The following is a 15,736-nucleotide window of genomic DNA, read 5'->3' on the forward strand; positions in this document are numbered from 1 at the left end:
TTGTGTCATAATAATGACAGGTGCTTAAAACGCTGATAAATCAAGGATTTGAGCGTTCTACAAAATATAAATACTGTAAAAAGATCCAAAAGAGTGATATAATTTAAAGTGGAGGATGTTACCATGAAAATTAATGCTGTAGATTTATTTTGCGGTGTTGGAGGATTGACTTGTGGTGTTCAACAAGCGGGTATAAACGTTGTTGCAGGTTATGATATAGATCCTCGTAGTCAATTTGCCTATGAATTTAATAATAATGCGAAATTCATATTGAAAGACGTTAAAGAAATTGATAATCAGGAAATTAGCAATCTTTATCCTGACGATACTGATATAAAAATTTTAATGGGTTGTGCTCCATGCCAACCCTTTTCGACATATAGTCATAAGTATAAGAACAATGAAAACACACTTCAGAAGATGGATCTTTTAGATTATTTTGGTCAACAAATTGAATATGTTCAGCCGGATATTGTTTCTATGGAAAATGTTCCTCAGATGGTTAAAGAGAAGGTCTTTGATAACTTTATCCAAATTTTGAAAGATAATGATTATTCAATTGATTATAAAGTAGTTTACGCCCCGGAGTATGGTGTTCCACAAAAAAGAAAACGCCTATTACTTTTAGCTTCAAAATTAGGAGAGATAAAATTACTGCCTCCTCAATTTGCTAAAGATAGTTACCCAACACTGAGGGAGACAATTGGAAATTTACCAAAACTAAAGGCGGGAGAGACTAATTTGAAGGACCCTCTACATAGAAGTCGCAAACTTTCCGAATTAAATATGAGAAGGATAAAACAATCAAAACCAGGTGGAAGTTGGAAAGATTGGGATGAAGAGCTTTTACTTGAAGCCTATAAGAAAAAGAGTGGAGCATCATTTGGTTCTGTTTATGGTCGTTTAGAATGGGATAAACCTTCTAATACAATAACAACACAGTTTCCTGGTATTGGGAATGGTCGTTTTGGTCATCCAGAACAAGATAGAGCATTGAGTTTGCGTGAAGGTGCAATGTTACAAACTTTTCCGAAGGATTATTTGTTTACAGAACCGGATTTGGGAGGAAATTATCCTATTGCACAGGTTGCACTACAAATTGGGAATGCTGTTCCGCCCAAATTAGGGGAAGTTATTGGAAATAGTATTTTAGAACATTTGGAGAATATATAAATGAGTATTGATAAAATTGACTTACAAATAGCATACGGTGCAGTGAAGCATTTTGGAAGAAATTTATATACTTCTAATCCTCCAGCTATTGCTGAGCTAATTGCAAATTCATGGGATGCCTATTGTACGAAATGTGATATTTTTTATAGTGAGACAGATTCCGATACTTCTAAAAAAACATCATTATTAATCTTGGATAATGGCATAGGAATGACAGACGAGGAATTGGTTAAAAGGTATGCGGTCTCTGGAACTGAAAAAAATGTTAATTTAGTTCGAAAACCTGAAGATATGACTTTGAGGCCATATATGGGACGTAAAGGTATTGGAAAATTTTCAGCGTTTAGTTTAGGTAATAGTTATATTCTTTATACAAAAAGTATTGATGATATTCAATGGAAAAAAATTACCTTTGAATATGAATTGTTACTTGAAGATAGGGCAACAGTCCCAGTAAGTGTTGAGTATATTGACGACTTGACAGAACTAGAAACAATATTTTCGGGCATGGTAGTACCTGATACTGGGACAGCAATTTATATTCCTGAGATGAGGAGAAAGATTATTTCAACGAGTGTTGAAGGATTAAAGAACCTGCTTTCTCGACGTTTTTCTGTAGGAGTAATCGGACAACATGATTTTTCGTTAAAAATAAATACAACAGAAATAAATCTAGCCCAGCATTTCTATGATGAAAATCTGGAATTTATTTATTATTTTGGAATGGAATTAGAAGACATCAGAGGAAGGTTTCCTAGGATTCCTGAAGAAAATTTTTATAAGGAGGAGGATGAGTTTTTTATTGAAAACTCCATCAATGGTTGGCTTGGTACAGTTGAAACACCTAGTCATTTGTTAGCTGAAGAAAATATTAGTGTATCTGGGGTTATTGTTTATATTCATGGAAAATTAGCTGATGAGGATATTTTACGAGATAAATTAAAGAATCGAATTACTAATTCATACTTTTTAGGTGAAGTTAATGCTGACTTTCTTCAAAATGAAGAAGAAGACCCAGTACTTAGTAGTAGAGAAGGTCTAAACAAAGAAATACCTAATGTAAAAACATTAATTGAAAAACTTTCAAGAGTAAGTAACAAATTAAATGCTAACTGGAATGATTTGAGAGCAAGTAGAGTTAGAGAAAAATTGGACTATCTTGATAAAATGTTAAGTGCAGATCGTGGATTAAGTACTGCATTCACTGTTTATAATGATAAACAGCAAAAACAAATTGCAAAGTTGTCACAAAAAATATTTGATAATGATGAAAAATACTCAGAAGCTGAGTACAGAGTTTATGGTCAAGCTATTTTTGCACTTGTAAATAATAAGATTATTAATGAAATTACTATTGATACGGGTACAGATGATTTTGGAGATATTCTAAAAAAATTCTATAGTTTATTTGAGAAAACGGAGCTTAATGCTGCATTGCGTATCAAGTCTAATATTGAAGACAGAATTAGCGTAATTAATAAATTAAAACAGATTATTGATGACGAGGAAATTGAAGCAGTATTTGAAGAGCACTTGGCAAAAAATCCATGGTTAATTAATCAATATTGGGATAAACCTAGTAATGAAATTGTAATTGAAACACAAAATAAGTATAAGGCAATTATTCAAGAAAATGAGGTGCACGGAAGAACCGATATTATTACAAAAGTTGCGGATGAACCCTACCCAATTATCTGTGAGTTAAAAAGAGAGAAAGCTACTGTCTACTCTGCGCCTAATATTTCTGATATAAGTACCCAAATTTATAAATATAGACGATTTATCAGTGAGGAGATTAACCGTTCAGACACTCCTTTGAGAATAACAAACGCTAATGATATAAAAGCATACTTTATTTGTGGTGAGAAATCTAAAGAAAAGCTAGGAGATTTAGATTTAACTGACCTTAAAAATAGTAATATTGAATTAAAAACATATCAAGAAATTATTAGACAAGCAGAGCGAGTTTATAGTGATAGAGTAAAAATCGAATAGTTGGCCTTTGTGGTCTTAAAGGAGCTGAATATGCCCGAACAAGCCATCTTTACCCACCTCTGCCTGATTCGTAAGGGCGATAAGGTTGTCGTTATGGACCGGCTCAAACAAGACTGGCCTGGAATTGCAATGCCTGGCGGGCACATCGAGGCAGGAGAGTCCCTCCATGAAGCAGTTGTCCGTGAAGTTTACGAAGAAACAGGTCTAACCATTTCCAATCCGCGTCTAGTAGGTATGAAGCATTGGCATACTAAAGAGGGGATTCGCTATCTCGTCTTTCTCTATCGTACTAAGGATTTCACAGGAGAAATCCAATCGACAGAAGAAGGTGAAATCAAGTGGGTGCCACGAAAGGACTTGGTAAAGCTAGATTTAGCTTATGATATGCTCAATCTTTTGAGAGTTTTTGAGGAAGAGGAACTTTCTGAGCTTTTCTATGCTCAACGCCTAGGAGAAGATTTTATCCGTGAATTTTGGTAAAAGAAAAAGCTTTGGAGTTAGGAACTCTAAAGCTTTCTTTTAATAATCAACTGTTTTGAGCGTAAGTGTCTTCGCGCCAGACAGTAGCTTTGAAACAGGACAGCGTAGGTGTGCTTGCTCGATGATTTGCTGGGCATGGGTGCTGGAAAAATTCTCAATGGCAGCCTCCGCATCTATTTGGAAATAGTAGCCGCCTGTTCCCTTTTCTTCTTTGCACAATGTGACCAGAATGTCTACTCTGGAGGCTGTCTGGATCCTCTTGCTTTCCAAGATAGATTGGATAGTAGCATTGAGGCAGGTTGCCCAAGCACTCGCAATGAGTTGCTCTGGGTTGTAGCCAGAACCATCTTTCAAGGGATGTTTGGTAAGCAAAGCCTCGTTATCGGAAAAGGTAAGCTGACCTCGAATGCCTTCTTGATTCGTCACTTTTGTTTGGTATAACATACGATTCTCCTTTTTACAATTATATCACAAATAGAAGGGGAGAAGGATTTAAAAAATATTGATATTATTCAACAAAGATGAATAATTAAAAGATATTATCCTTGACAAGTGCATAAAAATAAGATAATATAGGCTTATCTTCATCCGAGATAGAATAAAAATAAATCGAGGTGCATCATGAAATTAAAAAATACACTATTAGTAGCAGTTGCTTTACTTGTTGTTTTGAGTTTGTCAGCCTGCTCCTCTAGCAAGTCAACAAATCAAACCCCACTTGAAAAAATCAAGGAAAAAGGCACCTTAGTTGTTGCGACAAGTCCGGACTATGCTCCATTTGAGTTTCAAACTCTAGTAGATGGGAAGAATAAGGTTGTAGGTTCGGATATCTTACTTGCACAACAGATTGCAGATGAGCTAGGCGTTACGTTGGAAGTTTCTAGTATGAACTTTGATAACGTATTAAATAGCGTACAAAATGGAAAAGCAGACCTTGCGATTGCTGGCCTGAGCGTGTCACCTGAGCGTTTGAAAGTGTTTGATTTCTCCAAACCCTACTATCAGGTTGGAAATGTCCTTCTGGTTCAAAAGTCAGATGTGGAAAAATATGCTACTGTAGCAGATTTAGATAAGGCAGATTTGGCAGTGCAAAAGGGAACTACCCAAGAAACCTATGCTAAGGAAAGTTTGTCAAATGCCAATATTGTATCCTTAGTCCAGATGGGAGAAGCTGTCAATGAATTAAAGAATGGACAAGTTAAAGCCATTCTTCTTGATTCTGCAGTTGCAGAAGGCTATATCAGCCAAAACCCTGATTTGGCCATTGCAAAACTATCCTTTGAGGCAGAGGAAGAAAATGCCAAAGCTATTGCCATGACGAAGGACAGTGGTGATTTGAAAAAGGAAATTGATAAAATCATCGATGAAGTGGTAAAAAATGGTACCTACAACCAGTATCTAGAAGAAGCAGCCAAATATACCGTAGTTGAATAAGAAAAACCTTCCTATTGGAAGGTTTTTCTTATTTTTTCTTCTCTTGCTTTTCAACTCGTTGCAAATAATAAGTTGTTAAACGTGGAATGGTTAATTTCACACCATCTTCCTGAACATAGAGACTGAAGGGCTCTATTGGCAGCGTGTTGGATGAAAAGACCAGTTTGTATTCTGTACCAGCTGGCAAATCCAGATGAACATCATAGTGATCTTGGTCGTTAAAGTTGTTGACTACCAAGATTTCTTGGTCATCACTGTGACGAGTGAAAGCATACAAATTGGCTTGTTCATCAATTCTGACCCATTTAAACCCTTTCTCATGAGCCTGGTAGTCATATTTCCAAAAGGCATCATTTTCTTTGTAGAACGTAGATAGAGTTTTCATCATTTGATAGAACGCTTCATGGATAGGATAGAGTTGGAGATCCCAATCCATTTCGGTATGTTCATGCCATTCTCGGATATGACCCCATTCATTACCCATGAAAAGAAGTTTTTTTCCGGGATGAGCAAAGAAGAAACTATAGTAGGCACGTGCTAAGTGGAATTTATCTTCGTAATCGCCATTCATTTTATTGACAATAGAGAGTTTGCCATGAACGACCTCATCATGAGAAAGTGGTAAAAGGAAGTGCTCATTTGGATTGTAAAACATGCCAAAGGTAATTTCGTTGCCATGATAAGGGCGATAGATGGATGGGCGACTCATATATTTGAGAGTATCGTTCATCCAGCCGAGATCCCACTTCATGTCAAAGCCAAGGCCACCATATTCCAGTGGATGTGTGACTTTTGGATAGCTAGAGGAGTCCTCAGCAATCATGACAACCCCTTTGTATTCCTGATGAACCATGGCATTGACCCGCTTGATAAAGTCAATTGCAGCATGATTAAGCTTATCTTCCTCGGTCTCACCTCGCCAGTAGATCAGGTAGGATAGAGCATCCACTCGGATACCGTCAAAATGAAACTCTTCTAGCCAATATTTGAGATTAGAAAGCAAGAAAGAGCGAGTTACGCCTTTGCCAAGGTCAAAATTAGCTGTACCCCATTGGCGGTTCTCACGGTCATGTTCATGAGGATACTCATAGAGCCAGCTGCCATCAAACTGGTAGAGTCCATGGGCATCTTTACAGAAATGAAGCGGTACCCAATCCAAAATAACCCCGATACCTGCTTGGTGGCATTGATCTACAAGATATTTTAGTTCATCAGGCTTACCATACCGACTGGTTGGACTATAATAACCTGTTACCTGATAACCCCAAGAGGCATCTAGCGGATGTTCTGCCAAGGGCATGAGTTCGATATGTGTATAATTGTTTTCCTTGACATGCTCGATAAGCAAAGGAGCGATTTCTTTGTAAGAGTAAAAAGAGTTAACTGGAGCGCCTGATTCACTTTTGTTGATATGTTTTTGCTTCCAGGAACCTAAATGGACTTCATAGACAGAGAAAGGCTGGGATTTAAAATCATAATTGACTCTGTGGTACATCCATAAGTCATCCTTAAACTTGTAGCGCGGGTTGTAGGTTGTGGAAGCAGTATCGGGACGCATTTGGCTGAAATAGGCATAGGGATCAGCCTTGTAAATTTCTCGTCCATCATGTGTCACTATCAGATATTTATAATTCTCCAAAGACTTTAGTCCGTCTACATAAAGGCCAAAAACCCCCTCTTGCTCCTGGGTCATTGGGTGGTTTTTGGACCAGTCATTGAAATCCCCCACCAGAAAAACTTGGCTGGCATTTGGGGCATAGACACGAAAATGAGTGCCAAGAATTTTATTTCTCTCTTTTATCAGGTGAGCTCCCATTTTTTCATAGAGTGAGGTATGCTCACCGGTATTCATATAGTATAAATCAAGTTCAGTAAATGTTGTCATTGAGTTCTCCCTTTTTGAAAGGAAGTGGACCATGGTCACACTCCCTCATCACTTGTTTGTTTTTGCTTATCTGTAAGACACCAACAAACAATTCTAACCAGAAATCTCGCGGTAGAGCCAAATATATTTCTCCGCAGAAGCAGTCCAGCTGAAATCGCGTTCCATAGCTTGTTGAATCATAGCTTGCCAATCTTCAGGACGGTCGTAGTAGGTTTGTAGGGCTAAGTCATAGACTTGCTTCATGCTGTATGCATCACGACCACCAAAGCTAAAGCCAGTTCCAGATTTATTCTCAATATCATATGGAGTTACCGTATCGACCAAACCACCTGTTTCGCGAACCAGTGGTAGGGTTCCGTAGTGCATCGAAATCAACTGGCTAATACCGCATGGCTCAAACATAGAAGGCATGAGGAAAAGATCGCTAGCTGCATAAATTTGATGCGCCAAAGGTTCATTATAGCCACGATAGAAGGCAAACTTTTCAGGGTAGGCTGACTTGAAATGATGAAAGGCATTTTCGATGTCTGATTCACCATTCCCTAGAATAACAAACTGAACATGAGCTTGTAAAAGGTGGCTTAGGACTTCTGTCATTAGATAGAAGCCTTTTTGCCAAGTCAGGCGTGATACGATACCAACCAAGATGACATGTTCATCTTGTGGAAGCCCAAACTGGGCTTGAAGAGCCAACTTGTTTGCTTTTTTATCAGCAATAGTAGATAAATCATAGTTTTTCACCAAGTATTGATCAGTTTTGCTGTTCCAAGTATCATAATCAATACCGTTGACAATACCAACTAAGTCATGGCGTCGGAGCTCCAGGACATGTTGCATATTTTCACCAAACTCTTCTGTCAAGATTTCCTTGGCATAGGTTTCAGAAACGGTTGTAACCTTATCTGCATAGAGAACGCCTAACTTCATAAAGCTGATGCAATCGTCATGGAAACGTGCCACTCCATCACGGTAATAACCATGATCCATCCCTAAAGCAGCCCAGAGATAATGCTCATGAAAGATACCTTGGAAAGCTAAGTTGTGGATAGTAAAGACCTGTTTGATAGCACGAAACTCTTCACGATAGCTGTAGAAGGTTCGGCAAAGAAATGGAATAGCAGCAGTATGCCAATCATGGGTATGAATAACATCCGGGAAAAAGTTAAGGGCTTCTAACAAACGACAGGTAGCATGTTGGAAAAAACCAAAACGCATTGCATCGTCATCATAGCCATAGAGCTCATCACGCTCAAAGAAGTCACGGTGCTCAATAAAGTAGAAAGTCACTCCATCTACTACTTGGCTGTAGACATTAGCCATCGACTGGATATCTCCAGCACGGACATCATAGCTAGAAACATAGTCGAAATCGTTGTGATTGTTTATAGCCATTTTAAGGTAAAGTGGCATAACCACACGGACATCCAGCCCTTGACGAGCTAGCTCCTTTGGAAGTGAGCCAATGACATCCGCCAAACCACCGGTTTTGATAAAGGGAAGGCCTTCAGAGGCCACGAATAGGACAGATTTTTTAGTCATATTATCTCCTAGATGATGTGGTAGGACTTAATATAAGCAGGGGCGTCTTCGCTTCCTTTTATATCTACTGGGTGAACAATCTTGGTTGCCTTATCGATAATGGCATTCTCAATATTAGCTCCGTTCTTGATTACAACTCCGTTCATGATGATAGAGTTTTTCACAACAACCCCTTCCTCAATGACCACATCACGATCGATGACAGAATTTTCAACCTGACCATTGATGTTGGTACCATTTGAAATCAGGCTACCCTTAATATCAGCTAATGGTCCATAGAGACATGGCGAACTATCGCTGGTTTGCGTATAGATTGGCCAGTTATTCTTGAAGAGGAGTTTACGGATATCACGGTCAAGCAACTCTAACTGAGTGTGGTAGTAGGCGTTTACATTATTAATGCAGGCTACATAGTCACGGTGTGCATATCCCATAATCTTGTATTGGTCAACGACATCGCGTAGGATATCTTTTAGCCAATAGAGGGCAGAAACACTCTTGGCGCGTTTGATCAATTCAAGAAAAACAGTACGCTTCATGAAGTAGGCCTCAAGAGAAATAGGGCGGTTCTTATACTTTCCGTGATTGTCATCGAATTCTACAATTCGTTTGTCTTCCCCAAATTTCAAAGTTTGGCAACCGATGAAGTTTTCTTTGGCATTTGTTACATTTTTGTACAACACAGTAATATCAGCACCAGACTGAACATGCTCTTCTTGCAGTTTTGTATAATCCTGACTGTAGATAAAGTAGGAAGGTGCGATAAGGACATATTCCTTTTGTGAATTTTCGATGTAGTGGAAATTATCGGAAAATGCCTTAATGTCATGCTGATAAATTGAGTTTGGGTTGGTTGTGCTATTTAGCAGGCGCAGTTTTCCACGCTTGCTGTTAATATTATAATGTTTTCCAGTACCTACGTGCTGAATGGTAGAACGCATTTTTGCTGGCATGTATACTTGAAATTCTGTAATCCCAGAATTTGACATATTTGACAGTACGAAGTCAATAATACGGTAACGTCCAAGGAAACCGTAGGCTTGTACACCACGGTGATCCATGATGTCGCCAAATTGAACATTGGTGCCTTCAATGTTGACTATTCCTAATGTATTTCTTAACATAGCAATCCTCTCCTACTTGGTTGTATTCTTGTCAATTAACAAGATATTGTCAGCTGTGCCAGATAAGGACACACCCTCTCCAATTTTGATATTTTCTGCCACAATGACATATTCCAATGAAGCATTTTCTCCTACGGATGCACCAGGAAGGATAACGGAGTTTTTGACAAGTGCGCCGCTTCCAATTTGTGCATCTGTAGAAACTACAGAATGTTCAACAGTTCCATCAATGATAGTCCCTTTGTCAATATAGGCATTTTGTACTTTAGCTGAGCTACCAATCATCTGAGCAGGAGAGCCAGAGTCTTCTGAGTAAATTTTCCAAGATGAATCAGAGAGATCCAAATCTGCTGAATGGTCAATCAAGTCCATATTGGACTCCCACAGACTATTCACAGTACCAACATCTTTCCAATAGCCACGGAAAGGATGTGCGAAAAGTCGTTTGTTATCTGCAAGATATTTTGGAATGATATCATGACCGAAGTCGTGAGTAGAATCCTCAGATTTATCATCTTCTTGCAAATATTTTTTGAGTGATTTCCAAGTAAAAATATAGATTCCCATTGAAGCCAGATTACTCTTTGGATTTGCTGGTTTTTCTTCAAATTCTTCAATGCGATAGTTTTCATCAGTATTCATGATACCAAAGCGAGAAGCTTCTTTAATAGGCACTTCAATAACTGCGATTGTAGCATCAGCATTGTTTTGAATATGAGAATCTAACAGTTTATCATAGTTCATCTTGTAAATATGGTCACCTGATAGAATAAGGACATATTCAGGTTCATGCAAATCGATGAAGTCGATATTTTGTGTGATAGCATCGGCGGTCCCTTTGTAGAGGCCGAAACCTTCAATTTTTTCTCGTGGAGGAAGGACGAAAATCCCGGAGCCTTGAACATCAAGCCCCCAACGTTGAGATTGGGCAACATAGGAATTGAGCTGAACAGACTCATATTGGGTTAAGACGCCGACCACGTCAATGCCAGAGTTTGCACAATTACTCAAAGGGAAATCGATGATACGGTACTTACCACCGAAAGCGACAGCTGGTTTTGCGACTTTTTTAGTTAAGCCCTCGAGACGTGTACCACGTCCACCGGCAAGAATCATCGCCAATAATTTATTATGTGCCAAAATAATCACTCCTTTTTTTTAATACAATTCAATTATACTATAAAAAGAAAAAAAGTGAAAGCGTTTCCCTGTTGAAATAAGAAATAATTTCAATTTTTAACAGGGAAGTTTTCAACTTTTTTCATTATTTTTTGCTTCTTAGAAAAAATATCTAGATAAATAGATACTTTCTTATATATAATGTTATTTATATTATCGAGGAACTTCTTCTAAAAGATATTGAATAAATTTTTCACCCATTTTGGATAGAATCGTCTTTTCATGCTGGATAAAAACCAATTCAATGCTGTCATCGTAATCTAGGGGAATAGCTACGATGTTGTCACCATTTAGGTTACTGTTTAATATTCCTGTAGCAATCGTGTAACCATCCAAACCGATTAAGAGGTTGAAAAGAGTCGCTCGATCGGATACGATGATGGACTTTTTGTGATGTTCCTGAGAAAGAATTTCCTCAGAGAAATAGAAGGAGTTGTGAATCCCTTGTTCATAACTCAGATAAGGAAAATCTACCAAATCTTCCAAACGTACACTCTCTTTTTGAGCCAAAGGATTCGATTTGCTGACAAAGACATGGGGCTTTGCGGTAAAGAGAGGTGTGTAGGTTAGACGATTATCATCTAAAAGCTTCACAAGAACATCTCTGTTGAAATCGTTCAGGAAAAGAACACCAATTTCAGAACGAAAATTTTTCACATCATCAATGATTTCCCATGTCCTTGTTTCTCGTAGGAAGAGCTGATAACGCTCCATATCTGTCTTTTTAAGGAGACTGACAAAAGCATTGACAACAAAAGCATAGTGCTGTGAGGAGACGCTAAAGAGCTCTCTGTTTCCATCTGGTTTTTTGTAGCGTTCTTCCAAAAGTTCTGTTTGTTCCACTATCTGTCTGGCATAGGAAAGAAACTCGATGCCGTCCTTGGTCAATGTAATCCCTTTTGGATTGCGATGGAAGATTTCAATGCCCATCTCCTTTTCCAAGTCTTTGACAGCATTCGATAGGCTAGGCTGAGTGATGAACAGTTGTTTGGCTGCCTCGTTCATGGAACCAGTTTCAGCAATTTTGATGATGTAGTATAATTGTTGGATTCTCATAGGTTTAGTTTACCATATTTTAACGGAGATTGTTGGAAATTTACAATTGTTATTTTATGCAAAACACAAACGATAATATCGTTAGAAAAAGTTGTTGATAGTAAAAGAAAACATAAACTAATGCTACTAGATGAGGGTCAATTATTTGTAAGAATAAACATGAATGGCACTTGAAAAAATAGCTGGATTGTGCTATTATAAACAAATACAGGCTCAAACTTGACTAAGATTAGGAGATTTTATGTCTAGACATTTACGGAATGAAAAAACAAGTAAATCAGTAAGTAAGACATGGTTGGTTATTAATTCTGGCTTTTTAGCACTTTATACCATTCTTGCAGGCTTCTTTATCTTCAAAATGTATTCACATCAGTTTCTTGCATTCAGATACGTTAACATTATTTTAACGGTTGTTCTGATTGCTGTTTTTGTGTTCTCATTGATTTTCCTTCTACGTAGACGTGCTAAGATTGGAACAACCATTTTTTTATTGCTTTTTGCACTAGTTGCAACTGCGGGACTCTATCTTGTACAATCAACCGTCGAAGTTGCTGAAAAATTAAACCATACTGCCTCTTATTCTGAGATTGAAATGAGTGTGGTTGTTCCGACTGGAAGTTCCATTCAAGATATTGCTGAATTGGGACAAGTACAGGCACCTGTCCATAATGACTCAGAAAATATTCAGGCGCTAATCAATGACTTAAAGGTGAATAAAAATCTTGATTTGGCGCCAGAAGTAGTTGATTCTTACCAACAAGCTTACGATAATCTGTTATCAGGTACGACTCAAGGTATGATCTTAAACAGTGCTTATGTCAGTCTCTTAGAATTGAGTGATCCAGACTATGCATCAAAAATCCGGACACTCTACACCTTTAAAATCACCAAAGAGATAAACGTAAGTCCAGCCGAAAATCAAGCAGAACAAGATTCCAACGTTGTTAATATTTATATTAGTGGCATTGATACCTACGGAAGTATATCGACAGTATCTCGCTCTGATGTGAACATTATCATGACCATCAATATGAATACTCATAAGATTCTCTTGACCACAACACCTAGGGATGCTTATGTTCAGATTCCAGACGGTGGTGGTGATCAATATGATAAGCTAACCCATGCAGGGATTTACGGTGTTGAAACATCCATGAAGACCTTAGAAAGACTCTATGATATCAACATTGACTACTATGCCCGAATTAACTTTACTAGCTTCCTACAGTTGATTGATGTAATCGGTGGAATTGAAGTATACAACGATCAAGAATTTGTCAGTCATGTTGGTGGCTATACATTTCCAGCCGGAAATGTGATGTTAAATTCGGAACATGCTTTGGCCTTTGTCCGTGAGCGTTACTCATTGCAGGCAGGAGATGCTGATCGTGGACGTAACCAACAAAAGGTTATCTCTGCCATTATCAATAAACTAGCTTCTGTTAATTCTATTGCCAACTTCGCAAATATAATCAATAGTCTACAACAATCGATTCAAACAAATATGCCATATGAAACGATGATGCATTTGGCTAATAAACAGTTATCATCGGGTGGCTCATTTGTTGTTTCATCGCAGGATGTTACTGGTTCGGGTTCTACTGGTCAACTGCCATCGTACGCTATGCCAAGTGCAGCACTTTATATGCTCAGTTTGGATGAAACAAGTGTAGAAACAGCTAAGCAAGCTATAAAAAATACCATGGAAGGAAATTAGTCAGCACCATGATTGATATTCATTCACATATCGTATTTGACGTTGATGATGGCCCAAGAACTCTTCAGGAGAGTTTGGATTTGATTGGAGAGAGTTACGCTCAAGGTGTACGTACTATTGTTTCAACATCTCACAGACGAAAAGGGATGTTTGAAGAACCAGAAGAAAAAATCTTTGCAAATTTTCAGATTGTGAAAGAAGAAGTTACAAAACTCTATCCAGATTTAGAACTTCATTTTGGTGGGGAATTATATTTTACCAATTCCTTGCTTGGAAAAATCGAAAATAAGATGGTCCCTAGCATGGCCAATACACGCTTCTATTTGGTTGAGTTTAGTATGACCACTCCTTGGAGAGAGATACATGTAGCTCTCAAAAATCTCTTGGCTATCGGGGTCACCCCCATCATTGCTCATATTGAACGATACAATGCCTTGGAGTTTGATGCAAGAAGGGTACGAGAGCTGATTGATATGGGGTGTTACACTCAAATCAACAGCTCCCACGTCCTCAAAGCTAAACTGTTTGGAGACAAATACAAAATCTTTAAAAAGCGTGCACGCTTCTTTTTAGAAGAAGACTTGGTTCACTGTGTTGCTAGTGATATGCACAACTTAGATAGTAGGAAGCCATTTATGCAAGAAGCCTACCAAATTATCCATAAGGATTTTGGAGCGAAACGGGCAAATGAGCTGTTTTACCTAAATCCCGCAACATTATTAGATAATGATTATTTATAGGAGATATTATGAATACATCGGAACAAAATAGTATTGAAATAGATGTGCTTTATTTGTTGAGAAAGCTATGGCAGAAAAAGGTGCTAATTGTTTTTAGCACAGTTTTGTTTGGCTTGATTGCATTGTTGATTAGCATTTTTATCTTAAAACCCACCTATACTTCCTCAACTCGAATTTATGTTGCAAATCAAGCAACAGAAGCAAATAATTTAACAGCCCAAGATTTACAAGCTGGTTCTTATTTGGTAAATGACTATAAAGAAATCATCACTTCTGATTCGGTCTTGTTGGATGTCATTGCGCGTGAGGGGTTGACCACTACTCCCAAAGACTTGATTTCTGATATTGAGGTTGTGATACCAGTTAATACACGTATTATTACAATTTCAGTGAATAGTCAATCGCCAGAAGAAGCTCAGCAATTGGCAAATACACTTCGAATGATCGCTTCAGAAAAAATCAAAGAGGTGACTAAAGTTGAAGATGTGACTACCATTGAAGAGGCTAAGATACCTGAAACACCATCCTCACCAAACATCAGTCGGAATGTTTTATTGGGAGCATTAGTCGGTGGATTTCTTACAGTCGTTATGATCTTACTTCTGGAATTAGTGGATGATCGTGTTCGTCGTCCGGAAGATATTGAAGAAGTTCTTGGACTAGTTCTGATTGGGGTTGTACCAGATACAGAAAAGATATAAGGAGAGAGATATGTCACAATTTGTACTTGGAAGAGCTAAAGCTCAAATGGTGAAAGCCATGGAGGAATATTACAACGCTATTCAGGTCAATATTCAATTTAGCGGAAGTGATCTCAAAGTGATTACAGTGACTTCCGTTCACCCTAGTGAGGGGAAATCAACAACTTCGACTAATTTAGCTATTTCATTTGCCAATGCAGGTTATCGAACCCTTTTAATTGATGCGGATATCCGTAATTCGGTGATGACTGGAACATTCAAGGCTGACGAGGCCTATCATGGATTAACAAGTTATCTATCAGGTCATGTTCATTTAAGAGATATCATCCATAGCACTAGTGAGGAAAATCTGCATATTATCCCTGCTGGACAGGTCCCACCCAATCCAACAACGCTGTTGCAGAATCCACGTTTTGAGTCGATGATTGAAGTAGTTCGACAAAACTATGACTATGTTATTGTCGACACTCCACCAATCGGTTTAGTAGTAGATGCAGCTATCGTTGCTCAAAAAACGGATGGCAGTATCTTGGTAACAGAATCCGGAGCTATTAGCCGTCGGTTCGTTAAAAAAGCTGTTGATCAGATGGAGCAAAGTGGAGCCCAATTTTTGGGAGTTATTTTAAATAAAGTAGATACCACAAAGGATAAATATGGTTCTTATGGATCGTATGGAGCCTATGGAAACTATGGAAAACAAACAAAATAGAAAA

General features: G+C 38.1%; 14 protein-coding genes. 8 read left to right on the top strand and 6 right to left on the bottom strand.

The annotated features are described in order from the left end of the window. Positions 1–123: 123 nt before the first annotated feature. From F602_RS0106900 to F602_RS0106910, 3 genes are read left to right on the top strand one after another with little or no spacing between them, the layout of a single operon-like run. Positions 124–1,173 (top strand): DNA cytosine methyltransferase, encoded by a 1,050-nt coding sequence (locus tag F602_RS0106900; RefSeq protein WP_018167238.1) that lies wholly within the window; start codon positions 124–126, stop codon positions 1,171–1,173. Further along, positions 1,174–3,168, top strand: a complete 1,995-nt coding sequence (locus F602_RS0106905) for an ATP-binding protein (RefSeq protein ID WP_018167239.1) — start codon at positions 1,174–1,176, stop codon at positions 3,166–3,168. Between the two features lie 24 nt (positions 3,169–3,192). Then, the gene (locus F602_RS0106910; RefSeq protein ID WP_026183352.1) at positions 3,193–3,648 is read left to right on the top strand and encodes an 8-oxo-dGTP diphosphatase; all 456 of its coding nucleotides are present in this window, start codon (positions 3,193–3,195) and stop codon (positions 3,646–3,648) included. A gap of 39 nt (positions 3,649–3,687) precedes the next feature. On the opposite strand, the gene F602_RS0106915 is transcribed toward F602_RS0106910, so the two are convergent. After that, on the bottom strand, positions 3,688–4,092 hold the full coding sequence (locus tag F602_RS0106915) for an OsmC family protein (protein ID WP_018167241.1): 405 nt from the start codon (positions 4,090–4,092) through the stop codon (positions 3,688–3,690). A 177-nt stretch (positions 4,093–4,269) separates the two neighbouring features. Between F602_RS0106915 and F602_RS0106920 the strand changes: the two genes are divergently transcribed. Then, a complete protein-coding gene (locus tag F602_RS0106920) occupies positions 4,270–5,082 on the top strand; it encodes a transporter substrate-binding domain-containing protein (RefSeq protein ID WP_018167242.1) in 813 nt (270 codons plus the stop codon). A 28-nt stretch (positions 5,083–5,110) separates the two neighbouring features. Here F602_RS0106920 and glgB read toward each other — a convergent pair whose 3' ends face one another. From glgB to F602_RS0106945, 5 genes are all read right to left on the bottom strand, one after another. Beyond that, on the bottom strand, positions 5,111–6,967 hold the full coding sequence (glgB, locus tag F602_RS0106925; RefSeq protein ID WP_018167243.1) for a 1,4-alpha-glucan branching protein GlgB: 1,857 nt from the start codon (positions 6,965–6,967) through the stop codon (positions 5,111–5,113). Between the two features lie 93 nt (positions 6,968–7,060). Continuing rightward, positions 7,061–8,506: a glycogen synthase GlgA gene (gene glgA, locus F602_RS0106930; RefSeq protein ID WP_018167244.1), complete on the bottom strand. Its 1,446-nt coding sequence runs from the start codon at positions 8,504–8,506 to the stop codon at positions 7,061–7,063. 8 nt (positions 8,507–8,514) lie between these two features. Then, a complete protein-coding gene (gene glgD, locus F602_RS0106935) occupies positions 8,515–9,630 on the bottom strand; it encodes a glucose-1-phosphate adenylyltransferase subunit GlgD (protein ID WP_018167245.1) in 1,116 nt (371 codons plus the stop codon). Positions 9,631–9,642: 12 nt separating this feature from the next. Further along, positions 9,643–10,770: a glucose-1-phosphate adenylyltransferase gene (locus F602_RS0106940; RefSeq protein ID WP_026183353.1), complete on the bottom strand. Its 1,128-nt coding sequence runs from the start codon at positions 10,768–10,770 to the stop codon at positions 9,643–9,645. 192 nt (positions 10,771–10,962) lie between these two features. Next, the gene (locus tag F602_RS0106945; RefSeq protein WP_018167247.1) at positions 10,963–11,865 is read right to left on the bottom strand and encodes a LysR family transcriptional regulator; all 903 of its coding nucleotides are present in this window, start codon (positions 11,863–11,865) and stop codon (positions 10,963–10,965) included. 241 nt (positions 11,866–12,106) lie between these two features. On the opposite strand from F602_RS0106945, the gene cpsA reads away from it, so the two are divergent. The 4 genes from cpsA to F602_RS0106965 are packed head-to-tail and all read left to right on the top strand — an operon-like array spanning position 12,107 to position 15,732. Continuing rightward, on the top strand, positions 12,107–13,582 hold the full coding sequence (gene cpsA / locus F602_RS0106950) for an LCP family glycopolymer transferase CpsA (RefSeq protein ID WP_018167248.1): 1,476 nt from the start codon (positions 12,107–12,109) through the stop codon (positions 13,580–13,582). An 8-nt stretch (positions 13,583–13,590) separates the two neighbouring features. Then, complete coding sequence (cps4B, locus tag F602_RS0106955; protein WP_018167249.1) at positions 13,591–14,322, top strand: capsular polysaccharide biosynthesis protein Cps4B; 732 nt, start codon at positions 13,591–13,593, stop codon at positions 14,320–14,322. Positions 14,323–14,330: 8 nt separating this feature from the next. Continuing rightward, complete coding sequence (locus tag F602_RS0106960; protein ID WP_018167250.1) at positions 14,331–15,023, top strand: Wzz/FepE/Etk N-terminal domain-containing protein; 693 nt, start codon at positions 14,331–14,333, stop codon at positions 15,021–15,023. 10 nt (positions 15,024–15,033) lie between these two features. Continuing rightward, positions 15,034–15,732, top strand: a complete 699-nt coding sequence (locus F602_RS0106965) for a tyrosine-protein kinase (RefSeq protein ID WP_018167251.1) — start codon at positions 15,034–15,036, stop codon at positions 15,730–15,732. Positions 15,733–15,736 lie beyond the last annotated feature (4 nt).

The sequence above is a fragment of the Streptococcus minor DSM 17118 genome, assembly GCF_000377005.1.
Classification (GTDB): Bacteria; Bacillota; Bacilli; order Lactobacillales; family Streptococcaceae; genus Streptococcus; species Streptococcus minor.

Coding starts and splice junctions, on each gene's coding strand:
- F602_RS0106900 (WP_018167238.1), top strand. CDS start 124: ATGAAAATTAATGCTGTAGATTTATTTTGCGGTGTTGGAGGATTGACT.
- F602_RS0106905 (WP_018167239.1), top strand. CDS start 1,174: ATGAGTATTGATAAAATTGACTTACAAATAGCATACGGTGCAGTGAAG.
- F602_RS0106915 (WP_018167241.1), bottom strand. CDS start 4,092: ATGTTATACCAAACAAAAGTGACGAATCAAGAAGGCATTCGAGGTCAG.
- F602_RS0106920 (WP_018167242.1), top strand. CDS start 4,270: ATGAAATTAAAAAATACACTATTAGTAGCAGTTGCTTTACTTGTTGTT.
- glgB (WP_018167243.1), bottom strand. CDS start 6,967: ATGACAACATTTACTGAACTTGATTTATACTATATGAATACCGGTGAG.
- glgA (WP_018167244.1), bottom strand. CDS start 8,506: ATGACTAAAAAATCTGTCCTATTCGTGGCCTCTGAAGGCCTTCCCTTT.
- glgD (WP_018167245.1), bottom strand. CDS start 9,630: ATGTTAAGAAATACATTAGGAATAGTCAACATTGAAGGCACCAATGTT.
- F602_RS0106945 (WP_018167247.1), bottom strand. CDS start 11,865: ATGAGAATCCAACAATTATACTACATCATCAAAATTGCTGAAACTGGT.
- cpsA (WP_018167248.1), top strand. CDS start 12,107: ATGTCTAGACATTTACGGAATGAAAAAACAAGTAAATCAGTAAGTAAG.
- cps4B (WP_018167249.1), top strand. CDS start 13,591: ATGATTGATATTCATTCACATATCGTATTTGACGTTGATGATGGCCCA.
- F602_RS0106960 (WP_018167250.1), top strand. CDS start 14,331: ATGAATACATCGGAACAAAATAGTATTGAAATAGATGTGCTTTATTTG.
- F602_RS0106965 (WP_018167251.1), top strand. CDS start 15,034: ATGTCACAATTTGTACTTGGAAGAGCTAAAGCTCAAATGGTGAAAGCC.